15 protein-coding genes are annotated in these 16,772 nt (G+C 40.8%); 4 read left to right on the forward strand and 11 right to left on the reverse strand.

What is annotated here, in order from left to right; translation table 11 throughout:
• Window positions 1–9 precede the first annotated feature (9 nt).
• The 4 genes from AOG26_RS11715 to glyA all read right to left on the reverse strand — a co-directional run bounded on the left by AOG26_RS11715 (window position 10) and on the right by glyA (window position 3,624).
• Window positions 10–663, reverse strand: a complete 654-nt coding sequence (locus AOG26_RS11715) for a riboflavin synthase (RefSeq protein WP_054562663.1) — start codon at window positions 661–663, stop codon at window positions 10–12.
• A 4-nt stretch (window positions 664–667) separates the two neighbouring features.
• The gene (ribD, locus tag AOG26_RS11720) at window positions 668–1,807 is read right to left on the reverse strand and encodes a bifunctional diaminohydroxyphosphoribosylaminopyrimidine deaminase/5-amino-6-(5-phosphoribosylamino)uracil reductase RibD (protein WP_054562664.1); all 1,140 of its coding nucleotides are present in this window, start codon (window positions 1,805–1,807) and stop codon (window positions 668–670) included.
• 2 nt (window positions 1,808–1,809) lie between these two features.
• The gene (gene nrdR / locus AOG26_RS11725) at window positions 1,810–2,259 is read right to left on the reverse strand and encodes a transcriptional regulator NrdR (RefSeq protein ID WP_054552576.1); all 450 of its coding nucleotides are present in this window, start codon (window positions 2,257–2,259) and stop codon (window positions 1,810–1,812) included.
• Between the two features lie 108 nt (window positions 2,260–2,367).
• On the reverse strand, window positions 2,368–3,624 hold the full coding sequence (gene glyA / locus AOG26_RS11730) for a serine hydroxymethyltransferase (protein ID WP_054562665.1): 1,257 nt from the start codon (window positions 3,622–3,624) through the stop codon (window positions 2,368–2,370).
• A gap of 290 nt (window positions 3,625–3,914) precedes the next feature.
• Here glyA and AOG26_RS20720 point away from each other — a divergent pair, with 290 nt between their 5' ends.
• Entirely contained in the window at window positions 3,915–4,283 is a 369-nt protein-coding gene (locus tag AOG26_RS20720; protein ID WP_130166844.1) for a hypothetical protein, read from the forward strand.
• A 56-nt stretch (window positions 4,284–4,339) separates the two neighbouring features.
• Here the strand turns inward: AOG26_RS20720 and thrC are convergent, their stop codons facing one another.
• The 4 genes from thrC to AOG26_RS11750 form a co-directional block, all read right to left on the reverse strand.
• Window positions 4,340–5,623, reverse strand: coding sequence for a threonine synthase (thrC, locus tag AOG26_RS11735; protein ID WP_054562666.1), 1,284 nt, complete (start codon window positions 5,621–5,623; stop codon window positions 4,340–4,342).
• 18 nt (window positions 5,624–5,641) lie between these two features.
• On the reverse strand, window positions 5,642–6,568 hold the full coding sequence (gene thrB, locus AOG26_RS11740) for a homoserine kinase (RefSeq protein WP_054562667.1): 927 nt from the start codon (window positions 6,566–6,568) through the stop codon (window positions 5,642–5,644).
• 9 nt (window positions 6,569–6,577) lie between these two features.
• Window positions 6,578–8,995, reverse strand: coding sequence for a bifunctional aspartate kinase/homoserine dehydrogenase I (thrA, locus tag AOG26_RS11745; protein WP_054562668.1), 2,418 nt, complete (start codon window positions 8,993–8,995; stop codon window positions 6,578–6,580).
• Between the two features lie 227 nt (window positions 8,996–9,222).
• Window positions 9,223–9,597: a response regulator gene (locus tag AOG26_RS11750; RefSeq protein ID WP_054562669.1), complete on the reverse strand. Its 375-nt coding sequence runs from the start codon at window positions 9,595–9,597 to the stop codon at window positions 9,223–9,225.
• A gap of 236 nt (window positions 9,598–9,833) precedes the next feature.
• Between AOG26_RS11750 and AOG26_RS11755 the strand changes: the two genes are divergently transcribed.
• Both AOG26_RS11755 and rdgC read left to right on the forward strand, forming a co-directional pair.
• On the forward strand, window positions 9,834–11,597 hold the full coding sequence (locus tag AOG26_RS11755) for a sensor histidine kinase (RefSeq protein WP_054562670.1): 1,764 nt from the start codon (window positions 9,834–9,836) through the stop codon (window positions 11,595–11,597).
• Between the two features lie 90 nt (window positions 11,598–11,687).
• Window positions 11,688–12,596 (forward strand): recombination-associated protein RdgC, encoded by a 909-nt coding sequence (rdgC, locus tag AOG26_RS11760; protein WP_054552583.1) that lies wholly within the window; start codon window positions 11,688–11,690, stop codon window positions 12,594–12,596.
• A gap of 59 nt (window positions 12,597–12,655) precedes the next feature.
• Here rdgC and AOG26_RS11765 read toward each other — a convergent pair whose 3' ends face one another.
• Window positions 12,656–13,498 (reverse strand): HDOD domain-containing protein, encoded by an 843-nt coding sequence (locus AOG26_RS11765; protein WP_054562671.1) that lies wholly within the window; start codon window positions 13,496–13,498, stop codon window positions 12,656–12,658.
• A gap of 273 nt (window positions 13,499–13,771) precedes the next feature.
• Here AOG26_RS11765 and AOG26_RS11770 point away from each other — a divergent pair, with 273 nt between their 5' ends.
• Window positions 13,772–15,472: a dipeptidyl-peptidase 3 family protein gene (locus tag AOG26_RS11770; protein ID WP_054562672.1), complete on the forward strand. Its 1,701-nt coding sequence runs from the start codon at window positions 13,772–13,774 to the stop codon at window positions 15,470–15,472.
• Between the two features lie 73 nt (window positions 15,473–15,545).
• Here AOG26_RS11770 and AOG26_RS11775 read toward each other — a convergent pair whose 3' ends face one another.
• Both AOG26_RS11775 and AOG26_RS11780 read right to left on the reverse strand, forming a co-directional pair.
• Window positions 15,546–16,295, reverse strand: a complete 750-nt coding sequence (locus AOG26_RS11775; protein WP_054562673.1) for a substrate-binding periplasmic protein — start codon at window positions 16,293–16,295, stop codon at window positions 15,546–15,548.
• A gap of 63 nt (window positions 16,296–16,358) precedes the next feature.
• Window positions 16,359–16,763, reverse strand: a complete 405-nt coding sequence (locus AOG26_RS11780; RefSeq protein ID WP_054562674.1) for an HIT domain-containing protein — start codon at window positions 16,761–16,763, stop codon at window positions 16,359–16,361.
• Window positions 16,764–16,772 lie beyond the last annotated feature (9 nt).

The following is a 16,772-nucleotide window of genomic DNA, read 5'->3' on the forward strand; positions in this document are numbered from 1 at the left end:
TATCTGTGCTTATTTAATAAAGCCAGCTTGTGCTAGCAAGCTCATTGATATGTCTGAACGGGAAGGTTGTTCAGCCCCTTTAATTAGGCGCTCTAAATAGCGAGCAATCTGGTCAACTTCTAAGTTCACCTGAGTCCCCACCTGAAATTCTGCAATCGTTGTTTGCTCTGCAGTATGCGGAACAATCGTCAGCTTAAAGCGATTTTGCTCAACCTCGTTGACGGTTAAGCTAATGCCATCAATACACACCGAACCTTTGTACGGAATGTACTTCATTAAATCATTGTCTGTGCTTAACCAGTACTCGGTTGCACGAGCATTAGGACTAATACTTTCGACAGTCGCAATACCATCAACATGCCCTGACACTAAGTGCCCACCTAAGCGAGAAACCGGTTGCATGGCTTTTTCGAGGTTAACTGTTTGACCTTTTTTATAATGTGCAAACCCAGTTAAGCTAATTGTTTCGTTTGATAAGTCAGCACTAAAACCATCGCTATGTTTAGCGACAACCGTTAAACACACACCATTGGTGGCAATACTGTCACCGAGCTTGACGTCTTTCATATCCAAATTAGGGCTTTGAATACGAATAGCTAGATCACCTTGCTTTTGTGTTAGTTCAACAATTTTACCTGTTGCTTCAATAATTCCAGTAAACATAGTGCTACTCTTTATTTTCAATGTCTGTGGCTTGCTTTGCTTTTATCGCTGTTAAGCGAATATCATCGCCAATCATCACTGTATCAGTAAAGGTCAGTTCAGTGATATCACTCATCATGGTGACTTCTGCAAAGTTTAGTAAGCTTTTGCCCATATCACCTATTAACTTAGGGGCAATATAAACAATGTATTCGTCAATTAAATCTTGCTCTGCGAACACCCCTGCAAGGGTTGCACCCGCTTCGAGCCAAATATGATTAAATTGTAGTTCAGCAAGACGCTTTAAAACCGCCGATAAATCAACTTTATTGTTATTTGCTGGCACCACTTCGTGTTTAACAAAGTGAGGCCACTTGGTATGATTATCAAGCGACGTGGTAAAAATTATCACCGGGCTCTCGATGCTGAATAACGCAAGTTCAGGCGTTAACCTGTTTTGTGAGTCAATAATGATTCGGGTTGGTTGGCGCAAAGGCAACGAGGTTGGCATGGTAAATGGCAACTCATCAACACGGACATTAAGTTTGGCATTATCAGTAATAACGGTGTCTGCACCGGTTAGGATAGCACAGCTTTGCGCACGAAATGCTTGCACATCTTGGCGCGCCTTAGGGCCTGTTATCCATTTACTTTGGCCGTTATTTAGCGCTGTTTTACCATCTAAACTACATGCCATTTTACAAGTCACATATGGCAATCCAGATTCCATACGCTTTAAAAAACCTTTATTTAAATCGCGCGCTTGTTGTTCAAGTAAACCAGATGCAACGCTAATACCGGCGTCAGCTAAAATTTGTAGGCCGCGACCACTCACCGCAGGGTTTGGGTCAACCATAGCTGCAATGACCTTACTTACACCTGCTGCTTTTAAACCTTCGGCACAAGGTGGAGTGCGCCCATAGTGACTACAAGGCTCTAAAGTCACATATGCAGTGGCGCCTTTCGCGTTGTCGCCAGCTACAGCCAAGGCATTCACTTCAGCATGGCCCTGCCCTGCTAATTGATGAAACCCTTCACCGACTATTTCGCCATCTTTAACCAAAACACAGCCAACATTCGGGTTTGGCGTCGTAGTAAAACGACCTTGTTTAGCAAGCTCAATGGCACGCGCCATGTAAGCTGTATCAAGCTCTGTAAACGACATGATTAATCACCTAAACGAGCGATCTCTTCACCAAACTCGCGAATATCTTCAAATGAACGATAAACCGATGCAAAGCGCACATAGGCTACTTTGTCGAGTTTCTTTAGTGACTCCATGATGCATTCGCCAATTAAATGGCTAGAGATTTCACGCTCACCCGTAGCACGAAGTTGAGATTTAATAATGTTAACGACTTCATCGACCTGCTCAGTGCTCACTGGGCGTTTCTCTAAAGCGCGATGCAAGCCATTCAGTAATTTGTCTTCATTGAATGGTTCGCGGCTACCATCTTGCTTGATGACTCTTGGCATCACAAGTTCAGCGCCTTCAAAGGTGGTAAAGCGCTCATGGCATTCGTTACATTCACGTCGACGTCTCACTTGGTGACCACCGCCAACTAGTCGAGAATCAATTACTTTAGTATCTTTTGCGGTGCAAAAAGGGCAATGCATAGGGTTCAACTTCCGTTTATAAAAAACAAAAAAAGGCCGCTTAGTAAGCGGCCTTTATAATAGCAAAAAACAACGCTATTGTTATCTTAATTACGGTTTAACTAGTAATTAAGCGTAAACTGGTAATTTTTTACAGATAGCTTTAACTTTCTCTTTTACTTCTGCTTGTACAGACTCATCGTTGATGTTGTCTAGTACGTCACAGATCCAGCCTGCAAGCTCTTTTGACTCAGCTTCTTTGAAGCCACGGCGAGTAATAGCCGGAGAACCAATACGAAGACCAGACGTTACAAACGGTGAACGTGGGTCGTTTGGTACTGAGTTTTTGTTTACAGTGATGTTTGCGTTACCTAGTGCAGCGTCAGCATCTTTACCTGTGATATCTTTATCGATTAGGTCAAGAAGGAATAAGTGGTTGTCTGTTTTACCAGAAACAACTTTATAGCCACGCTCTTGCAGTACTTCAACCATTGCTTGTGCGTTCTTAACAACTTGCGCTTGGTACGCTTTGAATTCTGGTTGTAATGCTTCTTTGAAAGCAACCGCTTTAGCAGCGATGATGTGACATAAAGGACCACCTTGACCGCCAGGGAAAACAGCGCTGTTTAGCTTTTTGTAGATCTCTTCATCTCCACATGCAGAAACGATTAGACCGCCACGAGGACCTGCTAATGTTTTGTGAGTTGTTGTTGTAACAACGTGTGCGTGAGGGATTGGGCTTGGGTATACACCAGCCGCGATAAGACCAGCAACGTGAGCCATATCTACGAATAAGTATGCACCTACTTTATCAGCGATTTCACGGAATTTAGCCCAGTCAACAACGCCTGAGTATGCAGAGAAACCAGCGATGATCATTTTTGGCTTGTGCTCTAATGCAAGTGCTTCAACTTGAGCGTAATCAATTTCGCCTGTTTCGTCGTTTAGGCCGTATTGAATTGCATTGTACGTTTTACCAGAAAAGTTAACGTGTGAGCCGTGAGTTAAGTGACCACCATGAGCTAAGCTCATACCTAGTACTGTATCGTGCGGCTGAAGAAGAGCTTGGAAAACAGCTGCGTTTGCTTGTGAACCCGCATGTGGTTGAACGTTAGCGTAATCTGTGCCGAATAATTCGTTTGCACGGTCAATTGCTAATTGCTCAACAACGTCAACATGCTCACAACCGCCATAGTAACGTTTGCCTGGGTAACCTTCAGCATATTTGTTGGTAAGCTGAGAACCCTGCGCTTCAAGTACGCGTGGGCTACAGTAGTTTTCAGACGCGATCAGTTCGATGTGCTCTTCTTGACGAGCCGTCTCTTTATTGATGGCTGCAAATAACTCTGGATCGAAATCCGAAATATTCATGCTACGTTCTAACATGGGGTCTCCTAAGGCAACGTGTATGGTGTTTTTTAAAGGCTGTATTGTACGCTTAAAACGCACTTTTGCCTATCTTGTAAAGATGAACATATTTAAACAGGGATTGAATTTATTTCACAGTGTTTTAATAATGATATTTTTTTATTGATACATAACAAAAATTTATAAATTTAAAATATTTCATAGATATTTAAAATGTTACTTAAACAAAAATCGCTCTGTTAAATTGCGTTTTTATTAGGGCAAACTAAGCTTATAAGACTGGTCAATATCAAGGATGGTATAAGTACATGTTAGCTAAACCAATATACGAATTAGTCCCCTACGGATACTTTTTTCTCGGCATCAGTTGTATCACATTAGCCAATAATTATGTGCCTACATTAATCGGTGTAATCTTATTTTTATTAGGTGCTAACATTTGGCGGATGCGTTCTGAAGCCAGAAGAACCGATCATTCAAGCCAGCGAGTCAAGCAAAGAAAACGTCGCTATTACTATGAATTTAAACCTTTTATCATTTTTATTTCGGCATTCACCTTGATGCAATGGACGCAAAATGAACTCGTTTCGGTGATCAGTATTTTGCTGTGTATCTCGGCAGGGGTCATTCTAAGCATGCGGATTTTAAACCGTCATAGCCATTCGTTACTTCATTGAGTGCTTTATTAAAAGACTGCATAAAAAAGAGCGGCTTAGCCGCTCTATAATCAAGGTTATGCTAATTTATTTAACAGCTCAGTTCGAAGCAATTGATAATCAAAGTTAATATCTTCAGCCAAACACTCATTTGCTAGCGCATCAGCAAGTGGTTTCGGCATAGGTAGTTCGATGTCTAAAATTTCTTCTACACTGTCTTTAAATTTTGCTGGGTGTGCAGTCGCTAAAAAGATACCTGCACTGCCATCTGCTAGATTTTCTTTCAAGCCTTGATAAGCAATTGCAGTATGAGGCTCTGCGATGTAACCCGTTTGATGAATTTTTTTCATCACCTCTTTTGTTTCTTCTTCGCCAACACAGCTTGAATAGAAATCATCATAGCTAAACCATTTGTTATCCAACATAAACTGAACACGTGGCCAGTTATTCGGTTTACTCACATCCATAGCGTTCGATAACGATTCAAGCGTGTCATTCGGTGCCCACTCTTTGCTTTGTAAGAAACGTGGCACAGTGTCGTTTTGGTTAGTTGTAGCACTTAGTTTCGCTACTGGCATACCAAGCACAGCACCGATCATCGCAGCGCACACATTACCAAAGTTACCACTTGGTACTGAGATATGCGCTTTACTACGCTGCTCTTTAGGTAATTGAGCAATGGCTTCAAAGTAATAGCAAACCTGTGCAACTAAACGACTGATGTTGATTGAATTAGCAGAATTTAGACCTAGCTTTTGTTTAACTTCATCGTCTAAGAAAGCTTGCTTTACCATGCTTTGGCAATCATCAAAGCTACCATCAACAGCATAGCAGTGAATGTTATTGCCTAATGTTGTAAATAGCTTTTGCTGCGCTAGTGAAATTTTACCTTTCGGGTATAAAATCACGACATCGATATTTGGCTTATTATAAAATGCATGGGCAACCGCAGCCCCCGTGTCGCCCGATGTTGCAGTTAAAATTGTTACTTTTTCGCCTTGGTTAAATTGTGCAAGACACTCAGCCATAAAACGGCCACCAAAGTCTTTAAACGCAAGCGTTGGACCATGAAATAGCTCTAAGCAATAAATATCTTTTTCTACTTCAACCAGTTTCACATCAAAGTTAAAAGCATTTTGTACCATCTGTGCAACGGTATCGGCAGGTAGTTCATCGCCAATTAGGTGCGATAAAATCTTGCTGCTACGACTAACAAAGTCTAAATCAAGTAACGCATCAATGTCTTGAATTGGCGAAAGGCTTTCTGGGAAGAATACCCCTTGGTTACGTCCTAACCCCGTTTTTACAGCTTCAACAAACGACACCTGTTGTGTTTCATCTTTTAAATTATGTAATTGCATGTTTATTCCTTAAATTCTTTAAAGCTGTCGTGTGCCAAGCTGATCAAGTTTACAGATGTGGCTGAAACCTTGTTCATTTACGTAATTATCATTCAGCCAAGCTGCACACTTTTGAGCAGCTTCAAGACTCTTACACACGGTAAATAATGTTGGGCCCGCACCAGAAATACTGACAATCTCTGCACCAAGCTCTTGTAAAGCACTTTTAGCTTCCGCAAAACCTTGGATTAATGGTGCGCGATGTGGCTCAGCGATTTCATCTGTCATAATTGATAACGCAGCATCAAAACGACCTGTTAGCAATAAGCTGCTAAATGCAGAAAGTCGCTGTGCAAACTCAACACTGTCGTGCATTGATAATTGCGTTGGCAATACCGAACGCGCTTTTGCAGTATTCAGTGAAAAACCTGGAAAAGCCGCTACGTAATACCATTGATTATCAACGGGTAACGAAATTGACTTGTTCGGAATGAGTTCACCCGTTAATTGCAAACCACCTAAATAACAAGGTGTGATGTTATCGTAATGACGGCCGCCACTAACAATGGCTTCAAAATCAGCCATCAACTCGATAAGTTGCTCTTGAGATAATTTGGTTTCGGCAAATTTATCAAGGGCAGCAAACGCTGCCACCACAGAACAAGCACTTGAACCTAAACCTGAGCCAATTGGTAGGTTCTTTTTAAGCTCAAGTTTTACCGCTGGCATAGCCGGTGCAACGTGCTCTTTAAAGTGAATTAAACATTGATAAGCCAAGTTTTCTTCAGCATTTGCAGGTAGTTTATGGGCATAGTCGCCAGAGCAGACAAAAGTATCTTGCTCAGCGGCACTCACCTCTACAACATCGCCTAATAAAGTGCCATCGATAGGTGCCAGCGCAGCACCTAGTGCATCAAAGCCGACAGCAAAATTCCCGATTGAAGCGGGTGCATATACACGGATCATGACCAGCTCCTAACGTGTTAATGTTTTTAAGATATCAGCAAATACGCCTGCAGCCGTTACTTCAGCACCTGCGCCATAACCACGAATCACAAACGGACGTGGTTGATAATATTGACTTAAGATTGCCAATGCATTTTCACCGTCACGGATATCGTAAAGAGCATGGCTACTATCTACGGCTTCAATGCCTACTTTACATTGACCGTTTTCAATAGTACCCACATAACGAAGTACTTTACCTTCACTTGCAGCACTTTGAATGCGGTCGTTAAACTGTGCATCAAGTGATGGTAGTTTTGCCATGAAATCTGCTACAGAATCATCTTCTGCAAATCCTTTTGGTAAAACTGATTCAACTTCAATATCGCTTAGTTCTAACTCAAGACCCGATTCACGAGCAATGATCAGTAGTTTTCGAGCAACATCAGTGCCTGATAAATCATCACGTGGATCTGGCTCTGTAAAACCACTTTCTTTTGCTTTTAACGTTGCTTCGCTAAGAGATAAACCATCTTGTAGCGCACCAAACATATACGATAATGAACCCGACAAGATACCGCTGAACTTAATAAGCTCATCACCGGCACCAAATAGTGATTTCAAGTTATCAAGTACTGGTAAGCCTGCACCTACGTTTGTTTCGTATAAAAACTTACGGTTATTCTTTTGTGTTGCTGCTACTAAATCTTGGTAGTAAGCATACGAGCTAGTATTGGCTTTTTTGTTTGCCGCAACCACATGGAAACCGGCATTCAAGAAATCAACATATTGCGCAGCAAGCTTATCGGCTGAGCTACAATCTACGATCACAGGGTTAATTAAATGGTTTTGTTTAACAAATTGCTCAACCAGATTTAAATCAAATGCTTGTTCTGACTCGGCTAGTTTGTCTTGCCAGCCATCAAAAGCGATGCCTTCGCTATCTAGATAAAGCTGTCTTGAGTTAGCAACACCATACAAGTTCAGCTTGATGTTACGTTTTTCAAGCCATGCTTGTTGACGCTCTAACTGCTGAATAAGCTCTTGGCCAACTAAGCCACAGCCAAGTAAAAACACATCGATTGAAGGAATGTGAGTAAAGAAGTTCTCATGGCACACTTTTACTGCGTCGTTGCATAATTCACCGTCGATAACCGCTGAAATGGCGCTTTCAGTCGAATCTTGTGCAATAGCAACAATGTTAACCTGCGCTTGAGCTAATGAAGCAAAGAACTTAGCCGCTAAACCTTTGTGCGCACGCATGTTATCGCCAACTAGAGTAACAATCGCAAGGTTACGCTGCACTTGGACTGGTTCGATTAAGCCGGCTTGTGATTCTAATTCGAAAGCAGTTTGTAATGCTTCTAAAGCAAGAGATAGGTCACTCTCATGCACACAGAAACTGATGCTAAATTCACACGAAGATTGAGTAATTAGTACAATTGAAACATTGTCGTGCGCCAGTGCATTAAATACTTTTGACGCCATGCCAACTTTGCCTTTCATACCTGGGCCAGACACCGTTAACATAGCGAGGTTTTGTAAACTTGATAATGCTTTAACTGGATCGTTCGACACACTGTCGTTACTGATCACAGAACCTTCTGCACGTGGGTTATGAGTATTTTTGATCTCGCACGGCACACCCGCTTTGGCACAAGGTAAAATCGTTTTCGGGTGCAATACTTTCGCACCAAAGTAAGACAGCTCCATTGCTTCTTTATAAGATAACGAATCAACCTTAGATGCTTTTTTGATATAACGCGGGTCTGCATTGTAAACACCGTCAACATCAGTCCAGATTTGGCATACTTCAGCTTCTAGGCATGCTGCCGCAATAGCTGCTGAGTAATCGGAACCATTGCGACCAAGTGTTGTTAGCTCACCTTGCTCATTGGCAGCAGTAAAACCCGGCATGATATAAATAGTGCTCGGTGCCGCTTTTAATGCTGCTTGAAAACGTAACTTACTTGCAGCCAAGTCAGCTTCAGCATCAATATAGCCACCCACTGAAGCTATGCAATCTGTCGCTTCTAAATAACGAGCATTACTTTCTTTAAGCATACACTCCATTAAGGCTACACTTACGCGCTCACCAAAACTGATTGCATAAGCACGTACTTGGTCTGGGCAGCACTTTAAAAGTGCAACACCATCTAGTTTATTCTTAAGTTCGCTCAAATCAGGCCAACTTGCTACCTGACCAAAGTCAGCTTCAACAGCAGCTTTTAGTTGTTCACAGCGCGCAACCAATGCTTGCCATAACTCACTAAAATCTTGTCCCTGCTCTGCAGCGCTTGCTAATGCTACTAATGAATCTGTCATACCACCCGGTGCTGACAGTACTAACAGCATTTCATCGCGTAATTCTTCTTTGACTAACTGAGCTACCTGTTGCAAACATGCGTAGTCAGCCAAGGACGACCCACCAAATTTTAATACTCGCATTATTTATGTTTCCTCATTCCATAAACGAAAAAGGCCTGTGTTCTAGTGAACACAGGCCTATAATTTTGTTGCACCGACCTATGCCACTATCCCGTAAGGATGATGGTTGTAATAATAATGGTCGTTGCGTGATTAAATGTTTTCATAGCCTGTAGACTGCCTTAAATATAGCCAGCCTGTCAACCCTTAAAGAAAAGATAAATTATGCGTTTGTGTTATATAAAAGATTAGTGAATACCAAATTTATGCAAAGTTGCTTTTAGTCGCACAAGATCTATCGGTTTATCAATGAAGTCAATAGCACCCAATTTTACTACTCTTTGTTTCATTTCAGCCTGAATATCAGCCGAAATCACTATAACAAAGCACTCAATTTTCTCTGCTTTGATCGTTTCGAGCACTGCAACACCATCCAATTCTGGCATGGTTAAATCTAAGCACAATAGATCAAAGTTTTGCTCGCGTAATAAGGCTAGAGCTTCACGGCCATTTGTGGCTTGTTGAACATCAGCATCCAAGCAATCCCCTAAACAGCGTACTACCTGCTTTCGGGCAATATTTGAATCATCACAGACCAGTACTGAAAAATTAGGATTATTCATGAAATAAAAATCTTCGCTGTAGCAAATACAACATCAAAAAAGGCTAAATTAAAGATGGAATAAATTTATAACACACTTTTTCAAGCGCAGTAAGGGCAAGTTTTTTCAAAATTTACTAACAATTTATAAATGTTCCAGTAAAAAAGGATATATTTATTTCTTTTTAACCATTTATTAGCTAACTTTAGAACTAGCTGAATGTATTACAATTGTCACCAAGGAGCTATGGATATTCCATGCTACAAAAAAGCCTGTCCAAAGAATTATTAACAAATGTACTCTCAGTCTACTTTTTACTTACTTTTGTAGTGACCTGTGGACAAGTTATTGCTGAGTACGTTAATACCAAAGATTATATTCGCGACGAGTTAACGACTTTACAAAAAACATTTAGCCGTAGTTTAACCCGCGCTATTTGGGAACTGAACGATAAACAAACCATCACCACGGCTGAGGGCTTACTGGCAATCCCTATGATCGAGGGTATTATTGTGCGTGATGATAGCGGCGAGGTACTCTCTCAGTTAGGTCGCTCGTTAGATATTCACGAGCTATACAGTCAACAGTTAGTGCAAGAAGAAGCGATTATCGAAGATACGCCATCAGGCTTATTCGGTTACACATTCCCACTCATTTTTGAATTTTCGGGTAAAACAACCCAAGTAGGTGATGTAACCCTGTTCTCAAGTCGTGAAGTGGTATTTAGCCGCATCATGATTTCTATCTACTTTTTAATTGGTAATGCAATGATCAAAACCACCTTTTTGATCATTCTTTTCTTACTTGCATTTAGAAAGCGCTTAACCGAGCCATTGGCACAATTCACAGAACAAATTGAAGATCTTGAACTAAACGACCTAGAAGGCCGCCATATCGAGATCAAAACTGTTGAGCACAACGAATTAAAAGTAATGGAAGAGTCTTTCAACCGCTTAATAGATAAGGTAGTACTTTACCGTGAAGAGCTCGAACATACGCAAAAAGAGCTTTTAATAAGCAACGAAAAGCTCGACCAACATAACTTACAGTTAGAGCAAGAAGTAGCGCGCAAAACATCAAACCTAAGCCAAGCGATGATGGACTTGCAGCAACAAAAATACGAGCTTGAAAAACAAAAGCTGACACTAACTGAAGAAATTGATTTACGTAAACAAACTGAACAAGAGCTCATTACCAAGCAAACTGAATTACAACGCTACCTTGATGAACTAAATATGGCGCAAGAGCGCTTAGTTGGCTCAGAAAAAATGGCAGCATTAGGTGGCTTAGTGGCGGGTATTACTCATGATGTTAATACACCTATTGGGATTGGTGTTACCGCAACGTCATTTTTACAAGAACGCTTGGACCAAATTGAAGCGGCATATAAAGAAAAAACTCTATCGCCAAAAGCGCTTGAAGAGTTTATTAATGACGCCAAGCAAAGTACTAGCCTACTGACTAGTAACCTAGACCGAGCTTCTGAGCTGGTTGCAAGCTTTAAGCAAATTGCAGTGGACCAAGCCAGTGAGGCGGTGCGTACCATTAACTTTAAAGAGTATTTAGGTGAAGTGATCCGCTCACTCCATCCAAAGCTAAAGAAAACATCGCATCATATTAATTTAGATTGCCCTGATGATTTAACACTTAACCTGCCTGCGGGTGCGATTAGTCAAATTTTCACAAACTTGATTATGAACTCACTCATTCATGGTTTCGAAGGGATTGAAAGTGGCATCATTGATATTGTTATCAAAGAAGAAGATGACGAAGTCGTTATCGACTTTAAAGACAATGGTAATGGCGTATCAAAAGAGCAGTTAGAAAAGCTATTTGACCCATTCTTTACAACCAAGCGCGACCAAGGCGGCAGTGGCTTAGGCACACATATTACTTTTAACCTCGTTAAACAAACCCTAAGTGGCGATATTGAGGTATCTAGCGAAGTCGGTAAAGGCTTGCACTACCATATTAGTTTTCCGAAAAACATGCCAAAACCACTTTCAATGTTTAACTCATAAGCAATTAGCGTTGATGCCGAAATGATTCATTTCGGCATCAGTTTTTTATTGCTATGATTGGGCAAATTTATTGAAAGGATTAGCCTAATTATGTGGTTTAGTAACCTTATCTGTTACCGTTTTAAACAAGACGTTTCATACTCTCAAGAAGACTTCGACAAAGCCCTAGAACAAGACTTGTTCCGCTCATGTACAGGCCAAGAGCTTTCAACATTCGGTTGGACAAAAGCCTTTGGTAAGCATGGTCAAACCCTATCTCATTTCTCTCAAGACAGCATTTTAGTATGTGCTAAACGTGAAGAAAAAGTACTGCCAGCTGCCGTTATCAACGAATTAGTTGCAGAGAAAGTTGAGCAAATCGAAGCGGAAGAAAACCGTCCAGTAAAGAAAAAAGAAAAAGACGAACTAAAAGAAAATATTCTGCACACTTTACTGCCTCAAGCATTCAAAAAATCGAGCCTACAGTTTGCGTTTATTGATCAAAAGAATGGCTGGGTTGTGGTTAACAGCGCAAGCTTTAATAAAGCAGAAGAGCTTTTAGCCCTATTACGTAAATCACTTGGCACGTTACCTGTCGTACCTGCATTTGCGAATTACGATTTAGATGTATTTTTAACTGACTGGTTAACTAATTTCAGTACCCCTGAAGGCTTTTCTATCGGTAACGATGCAGAGCTTGAAGAAGCCGATGACAGTGGCGCACAGGTTAAATTAAAAGGCCATGACTTATCATGCGACGAAGTAAAGTCACACTTAGAAAATGGTAAGCGCGTAACTAAGCTGGCTCTTGATTGGCAAGAACGCGTTAAGTTCATGCTTCAAAACGATGGTTCAATTAAGCGTTTAAGCTACTCAGAAACATTAAAAGAAGAAAACGCCGACATTCCAAAAGAAGATATGGCAGTAAAACTTGATGCTGACTTTATCTTAGCGTCAGAAGAAATTAAACAGCTGCTAGAAGAGCTAACTCAAGGCTTAGGCGACGCAGAAGATTTATAAATTTAACCCAGATAATGGTTAACATTAAAAGCGCGACTTAGTCGCGCTTTTTGTTGCTGTTATTCAGTAAAAATCGCTTTTACTTCGTTAAGCATATCGTTATATTCATCGTCACTGAACATATCAAGTGATTCAATCACGCCTTTGTCAATGTAAGTTTGCAATGCCGCAGACTTATCAGAAACCTGTAAGATCCCTTCTAAAATCGCGCCAATACGAATGAAGTCAACATAGCAAATATGTTCTGGACGATAGTTTGGATTTGCCCAGCTTTCAGCTACTTCTACAAACTCATCAGTGAAGCCCCAAGCTCGCATAATTGCGCCACCTACTTTACCACCCAGCTTTTGAATGGCATGAGCAAGGAAGCTTGGGTTTGCGAACACCTCAGGGTGCTTTTCAGCTTCTGTTAAAATGGGCAGTACGCCAATGTTATAAACTAATGCCGCTAAGGTAATTGTGTCGCGATTAAGCGAGGTTTGCTTATTTCTGCGTAAGAAGAAATCCATTAAGGTAATTGAGTGGCACGCTACTTTAAGGGTTTTTTGCCATGCCTTGTCCATATAGCCTTTGATAAGCTCATTATGCGATACAAACAGCTGCTCCATTGCCATTGCAGTTGCAATGTTCTTAATTTGACGTAGGCCAATTCGTGTTACAGCTTGGTGTAAATTTGTAACTTTAACTGAGCGCCCCATAAATGCACTGTTGGCGACTTTGATCATTCGTGCTGATAATGCCGGATCATGAGAGATGACATCTGCCATATCCATCAAGTTTACCTCGGGGTTATCCGCAGCTTGCCTTACCTTCACAGCAACTTCTGGTAAGGTAGGTAACACTAAAGTGTCATTATTTATTCTGTCGACCAATATGGTCAGTAATGCATTTTCTGTTGACATATGTGTGCCATCCTCTTGGGTTAGCCCGCCCAAACAAAGACAGACTAATGACTGACATTATTAGATTAGTTATAGTTTTAGTATTGTCTAACTTAGCGCTAAAGTTAAGAAATTCACAGAAATTATCTATTTTTTATATTTTTTAACTTCTTAACTCATAAATAAATATTGCTTCTAGTGCTGTAAACTTGCCATATATATGTCAGGTTTGCTTTAATGCATAGACTTTTTGTTTTCTAAGCAATGACTCTCACTTTTTTAACGGGCAAAAAAATGACATTAAATAAAATTAGCCAAGCACTTATCTTATCAGGTGCTGTTTTCCTTGGTGCATGTTCTGACCAGCAAGCTACCACTTCTCAAACTAAGCCTGCTGCAGAGCAAACAAAGCAAACTACTGAACAAAACAACCCACAACTTATCAATGCTGAGAAAAGCCGCTTAGACATTTACACTGACTTTACGCTTACTTCTGATCTTAGCCACTTAAGCGATAACCAGAAGCAAATGATTGGCAAGTTAATCGATGCCTCAAAAATCATGGATGAGCTATTTTGGCGCCAAGCATTTGGTGAGAGCAAAGACGCTTTCTTAGCAAAAATTAATGATGAAAAAGTTCAGAAGTTTGCAGATATCAACTACGGCCCTTGGGATCGCTTAAACGGTGACCAAGTATTCTTATCTGGTTATGAAGAAAAGCCACTAGGCGCTGAATTTTACCCAAGCGATATCACTAAAGAAGAATTAAACAACGCAATCGTTGATGACAAAACCGGTCTTTACTCGGTGATCAAGCGCGATGAAAAAGGTCTTCTTTATAGCGTGGCTTACTCAGTTGAGTATGCACAAGAATTAGAAAAAGCAGCTAATTTATTACGCGAAGCAAGTAAACTGGCTGATGATAAAGAATTTGCTAACTACCTAAGCATGCGCGCAGACGCACTAGTAAGTGATGACTTCCAACCATCTGATTTTGCATGGATGGATATGAAAAATAACCCAATTGACGTGGTTATTGGCCCTATCGAAACCTATGAAGATCAATTATTTGGTTATCGTGCAGCGTATGAATCTTATGTACTAATTAAAGATTTAGCATGGAGCGAGCGTTTAGCTAAATTTGCCGCTTTCTTACCTGAGCTACAAAAAGGTTTACCTGTAGACGAAAAGTACAAGCAAGAAGTCCCTGGCTCTGATGCTGACCTAAATGCTTACGATGTTGTTTATTACGCAGGCCACTCAAATGCAGGTAGTAAAACAATTGCTATCAACCTACCAAATGATGAGCAAGTACAACTGGAAAAAGGCACACGTCGATTACAGCTTAAAAACGCAATGCGCGCTAAATTCGATAAAATCTTAGTGCCAATTTCAGAGCAGCTAATTGTTCCTGAGCAGCGTAAACACATTACCTTTGATGCTTTCTTCGCAAACACTATGTTCCACGAAGTAGCGCACGGTTTAGGTATTAAAAACACCATTACTGGTAAAGGAACTGTTCGCCAATCATTGCAAGAGCATGCAAGTGCCCTTGAAGAAGGTAAAGCGGATATCTTAGGTCTTTACATGGTTGAACAATTGCTTAAGAAAGGCGAGATCACAGAGGGCACATTAGAAGATTACTACATCACTTTTATGGCTGGTATCTTCCGCTCAGTGCGTTTTGGTGCATCAAGCGCACACGGTAAAGCGAACATGATCCGCTTTAACTTCTTCGCTGAAGAAGGTGCATTCTCTAAAAATGCTGACGGCTTATACAGCGTTAACATGGAGAAAATGAGCCAAGCAATGGAGAAACTATCTAACCTAATCCTTACTATTCAAGGTGACGGTGATTACCAAAAAGTTGATCAGCTAATCGCAACTCATGGCGAAATCAAAGCTGAACTAGCTAAAGACTTAGAAAAACTAAGCCAAGCTAATATCCCTGTTGATGTTACTTTCAAACAAGGTAAAGAAGTATTAGGTCTTTAAGCCTTATTCTCCTTTAATAAAAAAACGCTGCAATTGCAGCGTTTTTTATTGCCTGAAGTCGAGTAAATCACGACTAGTGTGCAACGAAGTTCAAACCATATTTGGAGTTTAGTTCTACAATATCCCCGTTGATCAGCATTTTTTGAAACTCGGCATTAAAAGCATCAATAAATTCATCGAGTTCGCGTTGTTTACTAAAGCCATAGTAGCCCTGATTAACCGTCACCGGCGGCGATAACATAATCACTTTATCTGCTATATCTAAACTGTCGATGACAGGCTTTGCTGCCCGAGGGTGGGTGAGAATTAAGTCAACTCGGTTATGCATCAATTGTAAAAAACTAGCCCGCACATTGCCCACTTCAGATAGCGATAGACTTGTTTCATTACGTTTAAATTCAGGGCCATAATTCCAGCCTCGAATGGTACCAATAATATCTTTTCGTAAACTAGCAAAATTACCAACCCAAGTCACATCATTGTTCTTTTTGGTATATAAAACAATCGGGTCTTCGTAAAAGGGCAAGTCACTGAATTGCATATACTGCTGACGTATAATGGATTTGTAAGGGCCAATAATGGCATCAGCCTGACCTTGCTCTACCATTTTTAGAGCGCGTTTTAGTGGCATGATATCAATTACCAACTCATGCCCTAAACGTCTGCAAATTTCGTGGGCAATATCGGCACCTAAGCCAACCACTGTGCCTTGTTGGTCCTGCTCTAAAATCGCTGGAAAGTGGCTACCGACAAAATAGTAACTTTTAGCCACACATGAAAAAGAGCTCAGAATAAGCAACACTGCAAACACTGTGTGTTTCATTTATTCTGTACCCCTTCGTGCATCATCCATTTAGCTTAGTCCAATCTTGCTAGAACAAACAGTTTAAAAGTGCGCTTTTAATGCGGCAATTTGTTCGTCGCTATAAGGTACTGCTGGTAATTTACCCCAGATTGGTGTTGGCCAAGCTGCATCAGTTGTAAAACGCGCAATATGATGAACATGTAATTGCGGTACCATATTCCCTAGTGCTGCTACATTGAGTTTGTCTGGGTTGAATACCTGTTGTAATAATTTACTCAGTTTGCCCGACTCTTGTAATAAGGTAATTTGTAGCTCTTCAGAAAGGTCGATTATCTCTTTAACGCCAGCGACTCTTGGCACTAAAATAAACCAAGGGTATTGGCTATCATTCATCAGCAATACTTTACACAATGGCCAATCAGCAAGCTCAATGCAGTCGCGTTGTAGTTCTGGGGCCAAAGAAAACGGCGTATCAGTATTTTTCATCAATAAATC

The organism is Pseudoalteromonas sp. UCD-33C (genome assembly GCF_001306895.1).
Taxonomy (GTDB): Bacteria; Pseudomonadota; Gammaproteobacteria; order Enterobacterales; family Alteromonadaceae; genus Pseudoalteromonas.